Origin of the sequence: Mucilaginibacter hurinus (assembly GCF_003324525.1) — a bacterium.
Lineage (GTDB): Bacteria > Bacteroidota > Bacteroidia > Sphingobacteriales > Sphingobacteriaceae > Mucilaginibacter > Mucilaginibacter hurinus.
The window spans coordinates 13663-29570 of sequence record NZ_QGDC01000011.1; the positions used below are offsets into that span (position 1 = coordinate 13663).

At 39.9% G+C, this 15908-nt stretch carries 15 protein-coding genes; 5 read left to right on the plus strand and 10 right to left on the minus strand.

Features of this window, described 5'->3' with window-relative positions:
• Window positions 1–63: 63 nt before the first annotated feature.
• Window positions 64–2145 carry a cellulose biosynthesis cyclic di-GMP-binding regulatory protein BcsB gene (locus DJ568_RS16495; RefSeq protein WP_114006409.1) on the minus strand — a complete coding sequence of 694 codons (2082 nt, stop codon included), beginning with the start codon at window positions 2143–2145 and terminating at the stop codon, window positions 64–66.
• A 13-nt stretch (window positions 2146–2158) separates the two neighbouring features.
• Window positions 2159–3505, minus strand: coding sequence for a sensor histidine kinase (locus DJ568_RS16500; protein WP_114006410.1), 1347 nt, complete (start codon window positions 3503–3505; stop codon window positions 2159–2161).
• 565 nt (window positions 3506–4070) lie between these two features.
• On the opposite strand from DJ568_RS16500, the gene DJ568_RS16505 reads away from it, so the two are divergent.
• Window positions 4071–5051, plus strand: a complete 981-nt coding sequence (locus DJ568_RS16505; RefSeq protein WP_114006411.1) for an acyl-ACP desaturase — start codon at window positions 4071–4073, stop codon at window positions 5049–5051.
• On the opposite strand, the gene DJ568_RS16510 is transcribed toward DJ568_RS16505, so the two are convergent.
• Complete coding sequence (locus DJ568_RS16510) at window positions 5052–5366, minus strand: hypothetical protein (RefSeq protein ID WP_114006412.1); 315 nt, start codon at window positions 5364–5366, stop codon at window positions 5052–5054.
• A 136-nt stretch (window positions 5367–5502) separates the two neighbouring features.
• Here DJ568_RS16510 and DJ568_RS16515 point away from each other — a divergent pair, with 136 nt between their 5' ends.
• Both DJ568_RS16515 and DJ568_RS16520 read left to right on the plus strand, forming a co-directional pair.
• Entirely contained in the window at window positions 5503–6522 is a 1020-nt protein-coding gene (locus DJ568_RS16515) for an aldo/keto reductase (protein WP_114006413.1), read from the plus strand.
• A 294-nt stretch (window positions 6523–6816) separates the two neighbouring features.
• Window positions 6817–7269: a 3-oxoacyl-ACP synthase gene (locus DJ568_RS16520; RefSeq protein WP_114006414.1), complete on the plus strand. Its 453-nt coding sequence runs from the start codon at window positions 6817–6819 to the stop codon at window positions 7267–7269.
• On the opposite strand, the gene DJ568_RS16525 is transcribed toward DJ568_RS16520, so the two are convergent.
• From DJ568_RS16525 to DJ568_RS16535, 3 genes are all read right to left on the minus strand, one after another.
• The gene (locus DJ568_RS16525; protein WP_114006415.1) at window positions 7262–9187 is read right to left on the minus strand and encodes a tetratricopeptide repeat-containing sensor histidine kinase; all 1926 of its coding nucleotides are present in this window, start codon (window positions 9185–9187) and stop codon (window positions 7262–7264) included. The genes DJ568_RS16520 and DJ568_RS16525 overlap by 8 nt on opposite strands.
• A 102-nt stretch (window positions 9188–9289) precedes the next feature.
• The gene (locus DJ568_RS16530) at window positions 9290–9919 is read right to left on the minus strand and encodes an eL20 family ribosomal protein (RefSeq protein ID WP_114006416.1); all 630 of its coding nucleotides are present in this window, start codon (window positions 9917–9919) and stop codon (window positions 9290–9292) included.
• Between the two features lie 470 nt (window positions 9920–10389).
• On the minus strand, window positions 10390–10587 hold the full coding sequence (locus tag DJ568_RS16535; protein WP_114006417.1) for a YqaE/Pmp3 family membrane protein: 198 nt from the start codon (window positions 10585–10587) through the stop codon (window positions 10390–10392).
• A 117-nt stretch (window positions 10588–10704) separates the two neighbouring features.
• On the opposite strand from DJ568_RS16535, the gene DJ568_RS16540 reads away from it, so the two are divergent.
• Entirely contained in the window at window positions 10705–11607 is a 903-nt protein-coding gene (locus DJ568_RS16540; RefSeq protein ID WP_114006418.1) for a class I SAM-dependent methyltransferase, read from the plus strand.
• A gap of 201 nt (window positions 11608–11808) precedes the next feature.
• Window positions 11809–13203: a tetratricopeptide repeat protein gene (locus DJ568_RS16545; protein ID WP_233496709.1), complete on the plus strand. Its 1395-nt coding sequence runs from the start codon at window positions 11809–11811 to the stop codon at window positions 13201–13203.
• Between the two features lie 26 nt (window positions 13204–13229).
• Here DJ568_RS16545 and DJ568_RS16550 read toward each other — a convergent pair whose 3' ends face one another.
• The 4 genes from DJ568_RS16550 to DJ568_RS16565 are packed head-to-tail and all read right to left on the minus strand — an operon-like array spanning window position 13230 to window position 15906.
• The gene (locus DJ568_RS16550) at window positions 13230–13847 is read right to left on the minus strand and encodes a lysophospholipid acyltransferase family protein (protein WP_233496710.1); all 618 of its coding nucleotides are present in this window, start codon (window positions 13845–13847) and stop codon (window positions 13230–13232) included.
• Between the two features lie 29 nt (window positions 13848–13876).
• Window positions 13877–14698: an alpha/beta fold hydrolase gene (locus DJ568_RS16555; RefSeq protein ID WP_114006421.1), complete on the minus strand. Its 822-nt coding sequence runs from the start codon at window positions 14696–14698 to the stop codon at window positions 13877–13879.
• A gap of 4 nt (window positions 14699–14702) precedes the next feature.
• On the minus strand, window positions 14703–15104 hold the full coding sequence (locus DJ568_RS16560; RefSeq protein WP_114006422.1) for a holo-ACP synthase: 402 nt from the start codon (window positions 15102–15104) through the stop codon (window positions 14703–14705).
• Complete coding sequence (locus DJ568_RS16565) at window positions 15094–15906, minus strand: enoyl-ACP reductase FabI (protein WP_114006423.1); 813 nt, start codon at window positions 15904–15906, stop codon at window positions 15094–15096. Before DJ568_RS16565 ends, DJ568_RS16560 begins: the two co-directional genes overlap by 11 nt.
• Window positions 15907–15908: the final 2 nt, after the last annotated feature.

A 15908-nucleotide genomic window follows, 5' to 3' on the forward strand; every position in this document is an offset into this window, starting at 1 on the left:
AAATCAGATAAATAATAGGAAACAGGGAATTACCTTGTGCAGGTAATTCCCCGTAGATGATTTTTACTCGTTAAACAGGTCCTGTGAAGTTTGAACTCTTGAACGTACATAAAGGAATGATAACAGGATCAGTATCAATATGCCCAAAAGGATATATAAGTTATAGCTATCCCAAAACTTGGCCAGGTCGCTTTTGGTATCTATATACTCCAGGTTTTCGCTTGACTTGTTGATGTTAAACAGGTATTTGTTCTGGTTTACATCAGAAATACATACGTTGCTTGACAATGTTGAAAGCTGCTCGGTTATAGAGCGTGATACAGCTAAAAATGCTTCGGCCGGCCGTGCACCTGTAGCGGTTAACACCAGCGTTGCGTTATTACTGCGGCCATAAAAAATTTGCGCCAAACCGTTTGACACACTGTCTGAAAGTGAGTAAACCACTGTGCTGTTATCGGCATTATATAAACGGAACTGCTGGTCGAATTTGATTGGCGCATCCGGAAACTCTTTCATCAACGGGTCTTCTTTTGATAACAGGGCGATGATGTTGAATTTTTTAAGATCCCCGTTATCCATTCCGTCGGAATATACTATCTCAGGGAAATTATTTGAATTGATGTTATTATTTAACTCGTATATAATTTCACCTAAAGCACCTGCGGCATACTTTGCATACTCCTTACTTACAATGATGCGTGTAGTGCCGCTGTTAAATGCTTCGGGATATTGGTAAAAACTCAAATCGCTGGTAACAAATGGGTTTTTTGATGACAAGTACGATTTGTCAACATCCAGTTCAGCAAAGAAATTGGTGAAGCTGTTATGGCAGTTGCCACTGCTTGGGTAAAATCTGAACTCCGCTTCCAGCGTATTGTATTTATGGTGCTGGTACCGGTTAATGGTAACGGCAGTATTTAATTTGCCCGAAGCACCAAGTTTTTCGCTGCTTATTAATAAACCGTTAAGGTATACGTTGAAAAAGCCACGGTCGCCAGGGTTAAGGGCGCTGTATAAACCTATAAAGCGTATCTCAACCTCTTTAGGAGTGAAACTAAAGTCGCTGTTTTTAAAGTTGTATGATGTTTTTAACGAGCCTATACCTGATACAAATGTGCTGGCACCGCCAATTTGTTTGATTGACAGTTTCGAGCGGCTCTCGTCAATGTTTTGGAAATATGAATTTTCGGCCTTGTCGATGAACAGGTAATCGCCGAAGGTAGAATTCAGGATATTCATATTGCCTAACGCTGTGATGCTTTTCTCGTAGCCGGCATCATCATTAGCTGTTATAAATAATATCTCGTTAGGTACCGCGCTTGCCGATACCGTTTTAACCGGTACAATTTTTCCTTTAACACTCACCATGTTAACCACGGTATCAACAAACGAAGTAACAGACTTGTGTAAATAAAATAAGCCCTGGTTGCCTTGCGGAGTTACCTTTATAAGGCTGCGTTTGTCGCCAGGTAATGAACCTAATGAGCCAACCATGATATAGTTTTTCACGCTATCGGGTAATCTACCTTGTTCAAACACCGAAATATTTTTACTCGACGTTTTCTTGAGGCGTGAATATGCCCATGCTACCGCTTTTAAGTCTTTTAAGCTTGGGTTGCTCGGGTGTACAATGGCTGTTTTTGACTCAAAGCAGTTACTGATATTTACGTTATTAAAAAAGTTTTTATTGCTTTTTAATAATGATAGATAGGAGTAACCTTTCACTTTTATCCACATAGCCGGATTGTCAAGATCTTTACACTTGTCATCGGTTATGGTTAACAGGGTTTTTACCTGGATTTTAAGGAACTTATCAGGTGAAATATCAGCCCTGCTCAGGTTAACTGCAACCCGTTGTATTGAGTCCTTAGTAAGGCGTCCGCTGTATACCGGCTCATTGTTTATAAGCAAATTGATAAAAGAGCGTTCTTTTATCAGCGCTTGTGAGGGCTCAAAGTATATCACTAACTTGCTGCCATTTATTTCAACAAGCGGGCTTATCCTTAAAAAGTAGGATGTGGCGCCACTCATGCCGAAGATAGCATTGTCATTGTGGCCCATGGATTTAAAGGTTACTATACTTTGTGCCGATGATGCCTTAGTTAAAAGAAACACAAGGGCCAATAAGGTAAAAAGTCTGTTCATCGAGTTGTAAGGGTTAATTTATTACGGAAAATTCTACTCTAAAATAGTTGCCATTATCATCACTGCGGTAGGTAACATCGCCACCCATTTCCTGCGCCATCAATTTGGCTATGGAGAGGCCCAGGCCCAGCCGGCTTTCTTTTGAATCAGATACGTCATTCAGCGTACGTAGCTTGTTAAACATCATATCTAATTCTTCCTGGCCTATGGCAATGCCTTCGTCTATGATTTCAAAAACAAATTTTTGGCGTTGTAAGCTGGTTACTACTTTGATATTGTTGTTGGTTTGCGAAAACTTAATGGCGTTTGATAAAAGGTTTTGAAATACCTGTCCTGCAAATACACGGTCGAGCTTCACATTCAAAGGTAGTTTTAAAATATTGTCTACCAAATGGATGTTTTTCATGTGAGCGGTTTCAACAAGTCCTTTAAATACGTATTGAACTTCGGCATTCGCGTCAAATATCTCCATGTTAAACTTCATCTCAGGCGATGAAATTTCTTTAACATCCATCAGCTTGTTAAGCATGTACTGCATTTTTTCGGCAGATTCGGTAATGTAACCAACATACTCTTTCTGGTCGCTGCTTAGGCGATAGTCTTCCTCTTTAACCATGTTATTACTCATGATTATAGAGCCTATCAGGTTTTTAAGGTCATGGCCGGCAATATTAATGAAGCTGTTTTTCTGCTCATCCAGTTTGCGCAGTTGTTCATACTGCATGTCAATAATATTATTCTTCTCGTTAATGTCGCGGTTTTGTTCTTTTAACTGTTCGTTTGATTTAGCGATGAGTATTTGTGACCGGACTTCGCGGGTTAGTACTTTATGCCGCGCATGCGGTATAAGACATGAAACAAATACCACGATAAAGAAGAACTGCCCGCCATTACTTATCACCAGGTCAAGGCTATACTCATTAAATATGTTAAAGAATATAGCCAACAGCAGCATGGCTATTAATACCTGGATAACAGAGTTGAATGATTCCCAAAAAACCTGCAGATTAAAAAATAATATAATTATGGCGTATAGTAAAAAGTAAACATTTAACGATTCAATAGGAACCATGTTACATAACAGTGCTGCTGTTGTTGAGAGAATGAACAGCGCGATATGCAATAAAGCCCGGTAGTTGTATTTTTTTGACTGGAAAAAGTTATAAAGTATATAAATTACAAATACAGTAGTGAACCTGACAATCAAAAACTGGTAAAAAAGGTCATTAGCATAAATATAATCAACTATGCTAAACAAAGGATAAAGAAATATGGTTGACCAGATAATGTTATTAGTTTGATACCAGGCTTTTTTTGATATTTCCCGTGCAAACTCTTCTTTAGTAATTTGAATAAACATTATTTAATATTAAATGATAATAATGGAACCGCGTTAAATTCGATATGTGAAATTTAGGAATTTAAAATTTCAACCTGTCATGCTTGTTAATAAATCGGGCCATGTTAGAAAGTTATTCGTATAAAATGGCTCCTGTAATCACCTCTCATTTACAAAAAGCAATCCAATTGCAGGCAAAACATAACGTGCGGCGTTTAAAAGATCAAATAAAATAAGCAAACCATCAATTTGTGCGTATTCCTGGTGAGATTAAGGTAAATGTTGAAGTAAATTACCGCGATTACCGTTTAAATTCTCAGTTTGTAATTTATCTCCGGGGTGCTGACTACACATCAACATTATGATTTTTGGGGTGGCATTTCCATATACTGCGGAAAAATTTTCCTCACTTTATGGGCGGTGGAAAAATTAATTCCCCAAACAATTACACATTTGATTAGGTTGTTGGGGGTAAAAGGGCTAGATCAGAGTCTACCAGAGTGTTCTAAAACTTGCGGTTAGTTACGACTAAAAGTAGTGCCATAAGTTGGGTTAATTCACTAACTTTACACCATATTATATAATTATGAGATTTTTTGAAGAAAAAAGACGGGAAGTAATGTCGCACATCGAAAAATACATGCTGGAGAGCATGAATGATTTTTTGAAGCCGATAGATACCATCTGGCAACCAGCCGATTTTTTACCCGACGCTTCAAGAGATACTTTCTTTGATGAAATAAAGGAATTACAGGAAAGTGCTGAAGGATTATCTTATGATTTAATTGCGGTATTAATAGGCGACACCATTACTGAAGAAGCGTTGCCAACCTATGAGTCATGGCTTACTATGGTTGAAGGCGTCTCTAAAGATGAAGAAGGCGGTTGGATGAAATGGACCCGTTATTGGACTGCCGAAGAGAACAGGCATGGCGATTTGCTGAATAAATACCTATACTTATCAGGCAGAGTTAATATGCGGATGATGGAAGTGTCAACCCAGTACCTTATAGCCGACGGATTTGATATAGGTACCGGGACTGATCCCTACCGTAACTTTATTTATACCTCATTTCAGGAACTGGCTACCAATGTATCGCACCGCAGGGTAGCATCTCAGGCCAAAAAATATGGCGACTCACTTTTGTCAAAAATGTGCGGCGTAATTGCTGCTGATGAGGCACGCCATGCAAAAGCATATAAATATTTTATCGAAAAGATATTTGAGGTAGATGCGAGTGAGGCTATGCTGGCGTTTGAAGACATGATGCGTAAAAAAATTGTAATGCCTGCACATTTTTTGCGTGAGATAGGTTTAAAAATAGGTCAAACATTCGGGCACTTTACTGATGCTGCCCAACGATTGGGTATTTACACCGCTGTTGATTATGTGGATATATTAAAAGAGCTAATAGAAGACTGGCATATTGAGAGTATCACAGACCTTAATGAGGAAGCAGAAAAAGCACGCGATTACTTAGTTAAGCTGCCCGAACGTTTATTGCGTGTAGCCGACAGGATGAAAAATCCGATGCTTGAATACAAGTTCAGCTGGATACACAGTTAATTAAAGCTGCGGAGTGGTGCCGCCTAAATATTTTGTAAATAACTCATCAAGTATGCCGTTAATGGTGAGCGCGTTAACATCGTCTACGTAATGTTCGCTCTCATGCACTTCCAGCGCGTTGTCATTTGCTATCAGTTTAAACAAATATCCCTCATATAGTTCGGGTTGTACTATTAGTAATGCATTCCCCTCTCTGATTATGTTAAGACGGATATCTTCCATCCGTCGTTGCTGAAACAAGGGGTTTAGCTGGCTTTGCAAAACCTTATAAAACTCATCTGCATCTATATCTTTATTGATAGGTACTATTTTCATAACGGCATGTAACGGTTAACTTTGAATATAATGCCTTTGGCACAAAAAAAGTTTTTAACGATACCAAACAACTTGTATAAAAGGGGTTTTAATGTTTAGCACTTGCAAAATAAACGTTGACTAAATTCAAACTAACATGAAATATAAATTATTAGGACGTTCAGGCTTAAAAGTTTCTGAATTGTGCCTGGGTACCATGGGTTTTGGCACCGAGAATGGATGGGGTGCGGATAAGGACACAAGTTTTGGCATCTTAGATACCTTTACTAATGCCGGAGGGAATTTCATTGATACCGCTAATATTTATAAGCTGGGCACCAGTGAAAAAATACTGGGCGAATACATAAGCAACCGTGACCGCGATTACTTTGTGCTGGCCACTAAATACAGTTTGCATGATAACAAAACCAATCCGAATGCGTCAGGCAATAACCGTAAAAACATGTTACGCAGTGTTGAGGAAAGTCTTAAGCGTTTAAAAACAGATTTTATTGATGTGCTGTACCTGCATATATGGGATGATATAACGCCTATTGATGAAGTATTGCGTGCGATGGATGATTTGATACGCCAGGGAAAAGTAAACTACGCTGCTATAAGTGATACACCGGCATGGGTAGTAGCAAAAGGGAACACACTGGCGGAGTTAATGGGCTGGAGCCAGTTTATTACTTTGCAGGTTGAATACAGCCTTTTACAGCGCACGCCCGAGCGAGAGCTTATACCCATGGCAAAACACTATGGTATGACGGTTACACCGTGGGCACCGCTGGCAGGTGGTGCACTTACCGGTAAGTATTTAAGAGGTGAACACGGGCGTATAAAGCCCGAAAGTAACCGCCTTAATGATAATAGCGTAAGGATAACAAAAGCGGTAGTAGAGATAGCCGACGAACTAGGCATTTCACCCGGTAACGTAGCGTTGCAATGGACGCGCCAGCAGAATTTTTCATGTATACCTATTGTGGGCGCAACTAAGGTGAGCCAACTGGAGGATAACCTGCAAGTTATTGATGTTGAACTAACCGCCGCTCACCTGCAAAAGCTGGACGAGGCAAGTGCAATATCCTTAGGTTTCCCCGGCGATTTTTTTAGGGAAGATGCAGTAAAGCTCAATTCTTTTGGCGGGTTTTACGATAGGGTTGAAAAGCGTTAACCAAACTTCTTATTCCACACAGTTGTGCCGCAAGACGCATCTTTTTTTTAAAGTTATTGTGACCTGCTAAGGGGTTAAAAAAGTTTCTGCAAATGATAATTAAAAAAAATTAAATTGCTGTATTGCAATACATTAATTTGTTTTGGTTAGGTTTGTATAATTATGGCGTATTTCATGCGTTATAATGCTATGTAAGTTAATTTCTTACATATGTGATAAGGTTTAGGTTGAGAGCCCCCGGCAGCGAGTGCATGGGGGTTCTTATTTTTTGTACACTTGGTAAAGGCTATATACATGTTACAACTTAAACAAAAGCTTTATAACGCATGTCTGAGCTATGTGCAATCGCGCATAAATACTACACAACAAGCAATAAATACCGCGCAGCAAGCTGGTAAAGACGATACCAAAAGCAGCGCCGGCGATAAATACGAAACGGGCCGTGAAATGGCACAGCAGGAAGAGAACAGGAACGTGGCACAATTAAATGAGGCTAACAAACTCAAGGTAGCGCTGAATTTTATAAACCCAACGCATACCAGCCCTTTGGCCGAAGCAGGCAGTTTAATATTTACCAATAAAGGCAACTTTTATTTATCCATTAGCGCGGGCACATTAAACGTAGATGGCCAAGTGTATTTTGCTGTTTCGCCTGCGTCGCCTATTGGTCTGCAATTGAAAGGCAAACGTAGGGGTGATGAGTTTTCGTTAAACGGCCATCTCTATTCAATCCAAAATATTATTTAGCAGCGGGCAGATAAACGAGTACCTGGGTGCCCGTGCCCGGTTTGCTGTTAATTTCAAGCCTACCTTTGTTGGCTTCAATAAATTGTTTTATTAATAATAAGCCAATACCGGCACCTGCTTCCTTGTTTGTGCCGTATCCGCTTATTTCTTTTCCAACTACTTTAAACAGTTTTTCCATCTTTTCGGGCGTAATGCCAATGCCATCATCAGTAATACGTATAACCTGAAAATTTTTTTCTTCAAAATAATCAATGGCTACATGGCCATCATTCTGTGTAAATTTTACGGCGTTGCCAATAAGGTTCTGCAAAATAATTTTAAGGTGATCTACGTCTGCAAAAACAATTCTTTCCCGGTCAGCGTGGTGTACTATCTTTATATTTTTGTTAGCAGCAATGTGGTCATAAACCGGTATGAGTTCGTTAATTACCGCAGTGGCATCAAATTTTACCGCTTTACTTTTTAATCCTTCCTGCTGGCTGTTAGCCCACAGTAACAAGTTGTTTACCATGCCGGTAACGCCGGTTAACTGTTCATGAAATTTGTCAAATACCAATTCCTGCTCTTCATCAGTAAGTTCGCCTGATCGTACAAGCTCCATGGTTTGCAATACTGAATAAAACGGACTTCGCAAATCATGACTTATTACTGAAAATAGCTGATTTTTGGTGTGAATCAGCTGATCAAGTTTGTCATTCTGCCTGGATATTTCTTCTTTTTGCAGAGCAATGGATTTGTTTCTTCTTTCAAGTTTTTTATTGAGTGATGTTTTGTGAATATTGCTGCGGCTTATAGCCACGGCAAAAATGCTTATGCATATAGCCAGCACCCCAATCCCCGCAATAAGAAGGCGGTTAAAGTCTATTTTTTGCTTATGTATTTCATTTTCTTTTTGCAGCCGCAAATTATCTGTTCGCTGTTCCTTTAACTGTAGGTAATCTATCTTCTTCTTTTGGGTATCATTCATCACGCTGTCACTATACCTGTCCATAATTACATTATAGTGGTAAGCCTGCTTATAGTCGCCTAAAGCAGCATAACTTTGCGTAAGTATTTTTAAGGCACGGGCCGCATCCCAGGCACTGTTTATGCCTAATGCCAGGTCGGCACTTTTTTTGGCCATAGCTACTGCCTCTTTGTACTCACCCAAAACGTAGCGGGTTTGCGCTATGCCGGATAATGCAAATGCATTTTCCCATTTGTTTTGATAGGGTGCTGATAACACTTTTTGATAGTGTAAAAGAGCTTGCCCATAGTTTTTTTTATGAAAATAAGTTTCACCCTTATGGTTATAGGCCATTGAAATTACATGTTTATCGCCTGCTATCCGGCCAGCCTGTATCGCTTTATCAAGGTATTTAAAGGCTTTTTCCGGTTGCTTTAATTCGTCATAGCATAAGCCAATGTTAAAATACATGCGTGCAATGCTGGCCTTGTTATCAAGCTGGACATAAAATTTTAATGCCTTCCAAAACTCTATACTTGCTTCATTGAACTCATCCTGTGATAAAAATATGAGCCCGCGTAATTGGTGCACATTAGCAAAGCCGGGCTTGTAATTAATTTTATGGCTTATATCCATCAACAGCGATGCTGCTTCAAGCGACTTAAAAAATGACCCTTTAATATAGTAGGCGCAACCTAAATTATTGAGTGAATTTGCTTCGCCAATGGGATGATTGTTTTTTTTTGACCATAACAGTGCCTTGTTGGCAAAGTAAAGAGAACTATCTGTATTGTTGTACCGGTAGTATGCCGAGAGCTTGTTAAATAGCCCAATGCTGGAGGTATCAGTGCTGTAACCAGGTTTACTTTTAGCGATTTGCAACAATTTTAGCAAACTATCAGCCGGGGCATTTGCTTTTACAGCAAATGGCACCATAGCCAAAAGTAGTTTCGCCAGTATAATTCTTAGCATTGCGCAGGTACAGGGTTATCGTGATGTGAATTTATAAATATAAATTCAATAGTGACAGTACCTGACGCATTACCTGAACTTCAGTTTGGATAGCGTGGCATATTATTTCCCGGCGCCTGTATAAATTATATCCACAACAGCTTCATCGTAACGCGTTGTATCGGTATCAGGTTGATATCTTGTTAAAAACTTTATGCGTTCTTGTTTACCTATTAAAGCGGACATTTTTTCAATAGCCTGTGCATTAGTCTCATATTTTTTGTAAAAATTGAGCGTACGGTTAAAAGAAAGTTTAATCACCTTGGTATTACCTATAACTGTGTCTCTAACGGTATGATCTATTTGTTTTATATTATCCGGAACCCAATTTTCGGCGGTTGCGCCCCAGGCAAGCGTTGTTGTAAAATCAAAATCTGCAAATGCAGTACTTGCATAATCTTCTCTGAATACAACGTACCAAGCGCTGATGTAACGCTTGGCGTCAATCAATAATTTTACATTTTGATTATAAGTCAAATTAAGCTGTGTGCCTGAAACGCTCACCGTAGTAAGCTGCGGTTTTGGATTGTAGTTAACAGGGGTTTGTTGTAATGTACTTAATAATTTTGCATCGCCGGGAGAAACAGGTTTAATTATCGTTACAGGTTTTGTAGGTAGTTGTGGTTTATCCAGTTCTTTTTTGCAACTCGTAAATATCGATAGTGTAATCGCCAGGTAGAATAGTTTTTTCATAGCCTGCCTTAATCAACATTTGATCCGAAAATCGCCTTTTATTTTTTGTTTTAACCACCGGATACCGGTTGTGTCCCTATAAACACCTGGAACTTAGCTTTGATGTATTGTCCAGAGAAAATAATTAAATTTATAATTAATTGTTAATCAATCTGAAAGTTTGATCTTTGAAATATATAACATATAATGCAAAATAATTGCTGTATAGTTACATGTATATTTTCATCCGAACATTTTTTAACGATTTGGCATCTGTAAGGTTAGTGTTTACTATACACTTCTGTACAGTAAAAACTAAAACGGCTTTACATACTTCGGATGGTAAGAAAACCAAAATTGACGCTGAACTGGGTAAACAAGAGTGATTGCAGATAGGGGTATTGGTTTATATGCATTGAAGACAACGTGACTTGATGAAATGATAACTGACAAGGATATCACATTGTAAGCAGTGCGCGACCTGTGCAGGATCATGAGGTTTTCCTCATTACCCGTATCAACTGTTTGTGCCTGCGCGAGGCATAATGATCATTGGTTACCAGTATGGCATGGATGATGCCAGGCACCCAGAAGCAAATAGTAAGTATAACACTTAATATAAATGCACCTATGCGGCCCGTGGTTAATACAGCTAATGGGGGTAAAATTATGCATAAGAAGTAGCGCATGACGTATCAGTATATACTGTTTGATGCAGGCATGCGAGTATTGTTACATCACCCGTATTAAATACATACCAGCTCGGGTCTTATAGCTTTTTACCTTATAAATAATACATTTGCCAAATGTTTCACGAAGAAAGTTACGACCGCCATGGCGACTGGTACAACCAGCGATTTCCGACAGAGGAATCAAAGCTGGCTGTATATCGCAAAGCCAAAATTGCTGGAAAGCAAAGCATAAACGATTGGCTGCAGCAAATATTTTTTTCGTGTATTGATCCATTGCTGAAAGGTTCCGACAGGCGGTGGCTCACCATTGGCGACGCCTATGGTTTTGATGCGCAATACCTGTTATCAAAAGGTGCTTCAGCTGTGGCAACCGATTTAAACGGCGACTTTTTACAATTAGCCAAACAAGAAGGCATTATTGAAGAATATGCGGCTGAAAATGCCGAGAAATTATCATATCCTGAAAACTCGTTTGATTACATTTTATGTAAAGAATCATATCATCATTTCCCACGGCCTTATGCGGCTTTGTATGAAATGATAAGGGTTGCCAAAAACGGTATTATGATAATTGAGCCGCAAGACCCGGTATCAAAAATGCCGGCGTTGCTGCTAATCACCAACTTGCTTTCATCCAGTTCAAATTTATTAAAGAAAGCCTGGAAAAACCGCTTTTCATATGAGCCGGTAGGTAATTTTGTATATAAAGTATCTGAACGTGAATTTGAAAAGTTTGCTGCCGGAATTAATTTGCCTATGGTGGCCTTCAAACATATAAATCCCAATTTTTATTTCGCCGGGGTAGACGGGCAGCCGGCTGAAAGAGGCAACAAAACATTTGATGCTATCCGCAAAAAGAAATGGTTGATGGATACTCTTGTAAAATTCAGACTAATACCCGGCCAGGTGCTTGCCACAATAGTTTTTAAACAGCTACCCGATGATAAAGTGTTGCAGGCACTAAAGGCTGACGGATATAAATTGCTTAATATTCCGGCAAATCCTTACCTTAAATAACAGCAGTTTATACTGTGGCGTTAACTCATGCGTTTGCCATATAACATTAACCGTTGTTGGGTTATATTTAACTGACAGCTAACAACATCAAAATAGTCATCCAAGTTTATGATAGTAAACTGTAAAAAAATTGTTTCCTTACTACTTCTTTTAATTTCCAGTGTAACTGCCAGCGCCAATTTTAGCTACAACGCACGGTGCATGGAAGCCTACAACGCCATATTTAGTTTAAAGCTTAATGAGGCACGTGCGCTTATTCGCGAAGAAAAGCAGCAAAATCCGCAAAACGGGATAACTGTACTATTAGATAGCTACGTTGATTTTTTTACGGTATTAACCTCCGATAGTAAAAACGAATATGAAAAGCTGAAGGCAAGGCGATCGGCACGCATTGACGCGTTGGACGGTAACGATAAAAGTTCACCTTATTATCTGTTCTCGCAGGCCGAGGTGTATATGCAATGCGGATTATTAAAAGGGAAATTTGGTGACTATATGTCGTCAGCTAATGACTTAAAAAAAGCACGGAATATGCTGCGTGACAACATGAAGAAATACCCCGACTTTTTGCCAAGTTTAAAGAGCATTGCGCTTATTGATGTTGTTTTTGGCGCTTTGCCCTCAAGCATGAAAAGCGTTGCATCATTTTTAGGAATGAAGGGCAATATACAGACAGGCGTTAATCAACTTGAAAAGTTAAGGTTGCAGATAGGGAATACAAAGTATAGCTTTTTTAAGGACGAGGTGATCTTCTTTTTATGTTATATGGATATAGATGTGTTGCACAATAAAGATAATTACGCTAAGCTATCTGGCTACCTGGCTGATATGGACGATAAAAGCTTGTTGCGCGGATATCTGCAAGGCTATGTGGCGAGCAAAACTGCACACAACGACGAGGCTATTAAACATCTGGAAAAGCTGCCTAAGGGTGGGCCGTATACCCCGCTGCCCGCGGTGAACTATCTGCTTGGGAATGCTAAATTATGCCGGATGGATAGTGATGCCAATGTGTTTTTAGCCAGGTACATTAACGAATATAAAGGGATGAACTTTATTAAAGACTCTTATTTAAAACTGGCGTACTTTTATTTATTACGTGGCGATGAGGCTAAATATCAGTACTACCTTAAACTGGTACGCGCCAGGGGGTACACAGTTGATGAAAAGGATAAACAAGCTCTTAAAGAGGCAAATGATAGCCGTCCTGATGTTGATTTGCTAAAAGCCCGGCTGTACTTTGATGGAGGATATTATGCCAAGGCCCTGGCCGAACTAAAAGACGAAAAAGTAAACAGCTTTAAAATACCGCGCGATAAAATGGAATTTTATTATCGTCTGGGCCGGGTTTATGAGCGCCTGAATAAGCAAGATGAAGCAGTAGCGAATTACCAAAAAACCATTAATATGGGTAAAGGCGCAACTTATTATTATGCAGCTAACGCGGCATTAAGCATTGGAAGTATTTATGAGAAGAGGAGAGATAATAAAAGGGCCGCTTCTTACTACAAACAGGCTATAGATATGAAAAATCATGAGTATGAAAAGAGTATTGAAATGCAGGCGGAAGAGGGGTTAGATAGGGTAGGTAAATAGTCCACCTTAACTTAGGCAGGATTAACTTATCCTTCTTTGGTATATCTTACCGTTCTTGCCAGGGCTTCTTTATGAAATTGATTCACTTTTAATTTTAATTCTTCAAAATTAAAGTCACGGTTGGTGCCGCAATCCAGCATATTCATATATACCGATGGTTTAATACTTTCAAAATATTCTACGATATTGCTGCACCAAATTAACTGGCAGTTCCCCTTTATCCGGGTCACTATCTCGTACAAACCGTCCTGAAAGTCAATATTTCGCACATGGCAGCTCTCTAAGTTAGCCTGCGGAAAGAACAGCAACAGGCTTCCGGGTTCTGATAATACCTCAGCGGCATAGTCAAAGCTCTCCAGCATTGATTTTTTCCTCGGTTCGATAGAGAAATTCCCTGTATACTTCATCCACCAATTCAATTCGATCTGCCTTTTTAGCGACATAATAAATAGCCGCTTCATACCGTCGGGCTTCCAAAGCAATTTATTGCAAAGGTAGTACGCCCAAAAGCCATCCAAAAAACTAAAATGATTACACATTAATATGTATGAGTGGTTAGGTTTTATATCAGCTTCGCGAATAACCAATTTATTAAAGCGCCATTTAAAATAAAAGTTAAGCAGCCTTGCAAGCAGCTTAAACATAAAGGGCGACAGTGGTTTCGACTTCAGGATCATAGCAATAAACCGGATAATTTTGAAATGAATTCACCATTTATCATCTCATGGTTCGCATCCAAAAGTACAACTTCAGCATGTTTTAGTTTCGGAAAAAAGTTTCTTCCTATACTTGGTGGGTACATTCGGTCGCGTTTGCCGAAAATAAAGATGCTGCGTATTTTATTATCTGTTAACGTTCTTATAAGTTTTGCCTTGTCGGTTTCCAAAAAGCGCAGATAGGTAAAGCAGGCGTAAAAATTAAAGCGCAATTGAGCCGTGCTTATCTCATTATATAGTATTTGCCGGCCGGGCCCGTCAATCAGCCTTAACCATTTGGCAATGTTGAGCATATTTATCAAAGCCTTTTCGCTTAAAACCAATTTTTCCAGCAGTTTGTTACCTGCCACGCTTTTGCTAAAGTAAGCTACCAATGCACCTGGATTAAGGGATGACGGTGCAGCAACTATGTATTCGTCAATCAGGTTGCCTAGCTCCTCTGTCACTGCTGTGGCATAGTGCGTGCCCATGGAGTAGGCGATGACCGAAAAGCGTTCTGTCTTTATATGCCTGCAAAAATCAGTTATCAGCGCGGCAAGTTCCTTTTTTGTAATGCCTTTTTTTATGGTAGTAAGGCTTTCGTCACGTAATTTGGTTTCTTTATGAAAAAACAGGTCGAAGCCATAAAAGGTGTATTTCTGTCCCAGCGTATTTTCCAGCAGCCGGAATTGCTTGCCGTGCATGCCAAACCCGTGAAAACACAACATGGTTTGCGGCCCCCCACCAAATTTGTAATAGTGCAGCTTTACCAGGTCATTTTCAAAGTAATGCTCTGTCACTTTATTAAAATTTGTTGTCTATAATAGCTACTGCCCATGCATAGTCGCCGTCGTGTGAAATGGTGAGGCTTACGTTGAACGTGCAAGGGTGTTTGTGAATTAACACACAAGGCCTTCCACCTAATTTTTCGCGGCTAATCTCTATTTTTTTCCAACCCAGCGGTGTGGGGTTAAGCTGTTTTACTGCTTTGTAAACCGCCTCTTTTGCCGCCCATGTTGATGCATAATGTAATACAGCGTTGTCAAAACGGTCGCAATAAGCTATTTCGGCGTCAGTAAAAACTTTCTGTTTAAATAACTCGGTTAGTGAATGGATAAAGCCGGGGATAAAAACAAGGTCGTTACCTACTGCATATTGCTGGCCAATGATGGTTTCTTCCAGTGTTTTTTGCAGCCTACTCTCCATCAACACCCAGGCCCATAATATTAAAACCACCGTCTACAAAGTGTATATTACCCGTTACCCGCTTCGATAGGGAAGAGAAATAATACAAAGCGGCATCGCCTACGTCTCCGGCTTCAATATTACCTAACGGTGCAGTAAACTTGCCTATTTTACGCAAAGTACGCACGCCATTAATACCACCTGCCGAAGTTGTCATTACCAGGCCAGCGGATATGGCGTTCACCCTAACTTTTTTATCTCTGAAGTAACTGGCCAGGTAAATCATAATATTCTCTAACGCGGCTTTGCAAATAGCCATGCCGGCATAAGGCGGAAACACGCGCTGCGATGCATTATAGGTTAAAGTGAGTATAGAAGCGTTTTTGGTCAGCAAAGGCTCGGCCACACGTGCAACGCGTAACAGCGAATAAGCGCTGATGTTGAACGCATCCATAAAATCATCAAACGGAATATTAATATACAGAGGGGCCGGTTCATCGCTACCCGGAATGCTGTAACACATTACATCCTGGCTGCCGAAAGCCACGCCGTGCAGCAAATAATCTATCGGGCCCATATTCGTGTGCACAGCCTGCAAAAACTCGGTTATCTGCAGTTCGTTGCGTATATCAACTTCCATGGCGTAACTGGTATCCATGCCTGAACTTCGCATCAGGTATAATACTTCTTCCCTGGTGTCGGCCATATAGCTTAACGCAACCCTACAACCCGAATGGTGCAGCTTAAGGGCAACGTCCCATGCAATAGAGCTGTCGTTCCTTACGCCAAATATAACTGCAACTTTATTTTGATTGTTGATCATCG

Excerpts from the sequence above, each read along its gene's own strand:
- DJ568_RS16495 (WP_114006409.1), bottom strand. The coding sequence starts at position 2,145 with ATGAACAGACTTTTTACCTTATTGGCCCTTGTGTTTCTTTTAACTAAG.
- DJ568_RS16500 (WP_114006410.1), bottom strand. The coding sequence starts at position 3,505 with ATGTTTATTCAAATTACTAAAGAAGAGTTTGCACGGGAAATATCAAAA.
- DJ568_RS16505 (WP_114006411.1), top strand. The coding sequence starts at position 4,071 with ATGAGATTTTTTGAAGAAAAAAGACGGGAAGTAATGTCGCACATCGAA.
- DJ568_RS16510 (WP_114006412.1), bottom strand. The coding sequence starts at position 5,366 with ATGAAAATAGTACCTATCAATAAAGATATAGATGCAGATGAGTTTTAT.
- DJ568_RS16515 (WP_114006413.1), top strand. The coding sequence starts at position 5,503 with ATGAAATATAAATTATTAGGACGTTCAGGCTTAAAAGTTTCTGAATTG.
- DJ568_RS16520 (WP_114006414.1), top strand. The coding sequence starts at position 6,817 with ATGTTACAACTTAAACAAAAGCTTTATAACGCATGTCTGAGCTATGTG.
- DJ568_RS16525 (WP_114006415.1), bottom strand. The coding sequence starts at position 9,187 with ATGCTAAGAATTATACTGGCGAAACTACTTTTGGCTATGGTGCCATTT.
- DJ568_RS16530 (WP_114006416.1), bottom strand. The coding sequence starts at position 9,919 with ATGAAAAAACTATTCTACCTGGCGATTACACTATCGATATTTACGAGT.
- DJ568_RS16535 (WP_114006417.1), bottom strand. The coding sequence starts at position 10,587 with ATGCGCTACTTCTTATGCATAATTTTACCCCCATTAGCTGTATTAACC.
- DJ568_RS16540 (WP_114006418.1), top strand. The coding sequence starts at position 10,705 with ATGTTTCACGAAGAAAGTTACGACCGCCATGGCGACTGGTACAACCAG.
- DJ568_RS16545 (WP_233496709.1), top strand. The coding sequence starts at position 11,809 with ATGGAAGCCTACAACGCCATATTTAGTTTAAAGCTTAATGAGGCACGT.
- DJ568_RS16550 (WP_233496710.1), bottom strand. The coding sequence starts at position 13,847 with ATGTTTAAGCTGCTTGCAAGGCTGCTTAACTTTTATTTTAAATGGCGC.
- DJ568_RS16560 (WP_114006422.1), bottom strand. The coding sequence starts at position 15,104 with ATGGAGAGTAGGCTGCAAAAAACACTGGAAGAAACCATCATTGGCCAG.
- DJ568_RS16565 (WP_114006423.1), bottom strand. The coding sequence starts at position 15,906 with ATGATCAACAATCAAAATAAAGTTGCAGTTATATTTGGCGTAAGGAAC.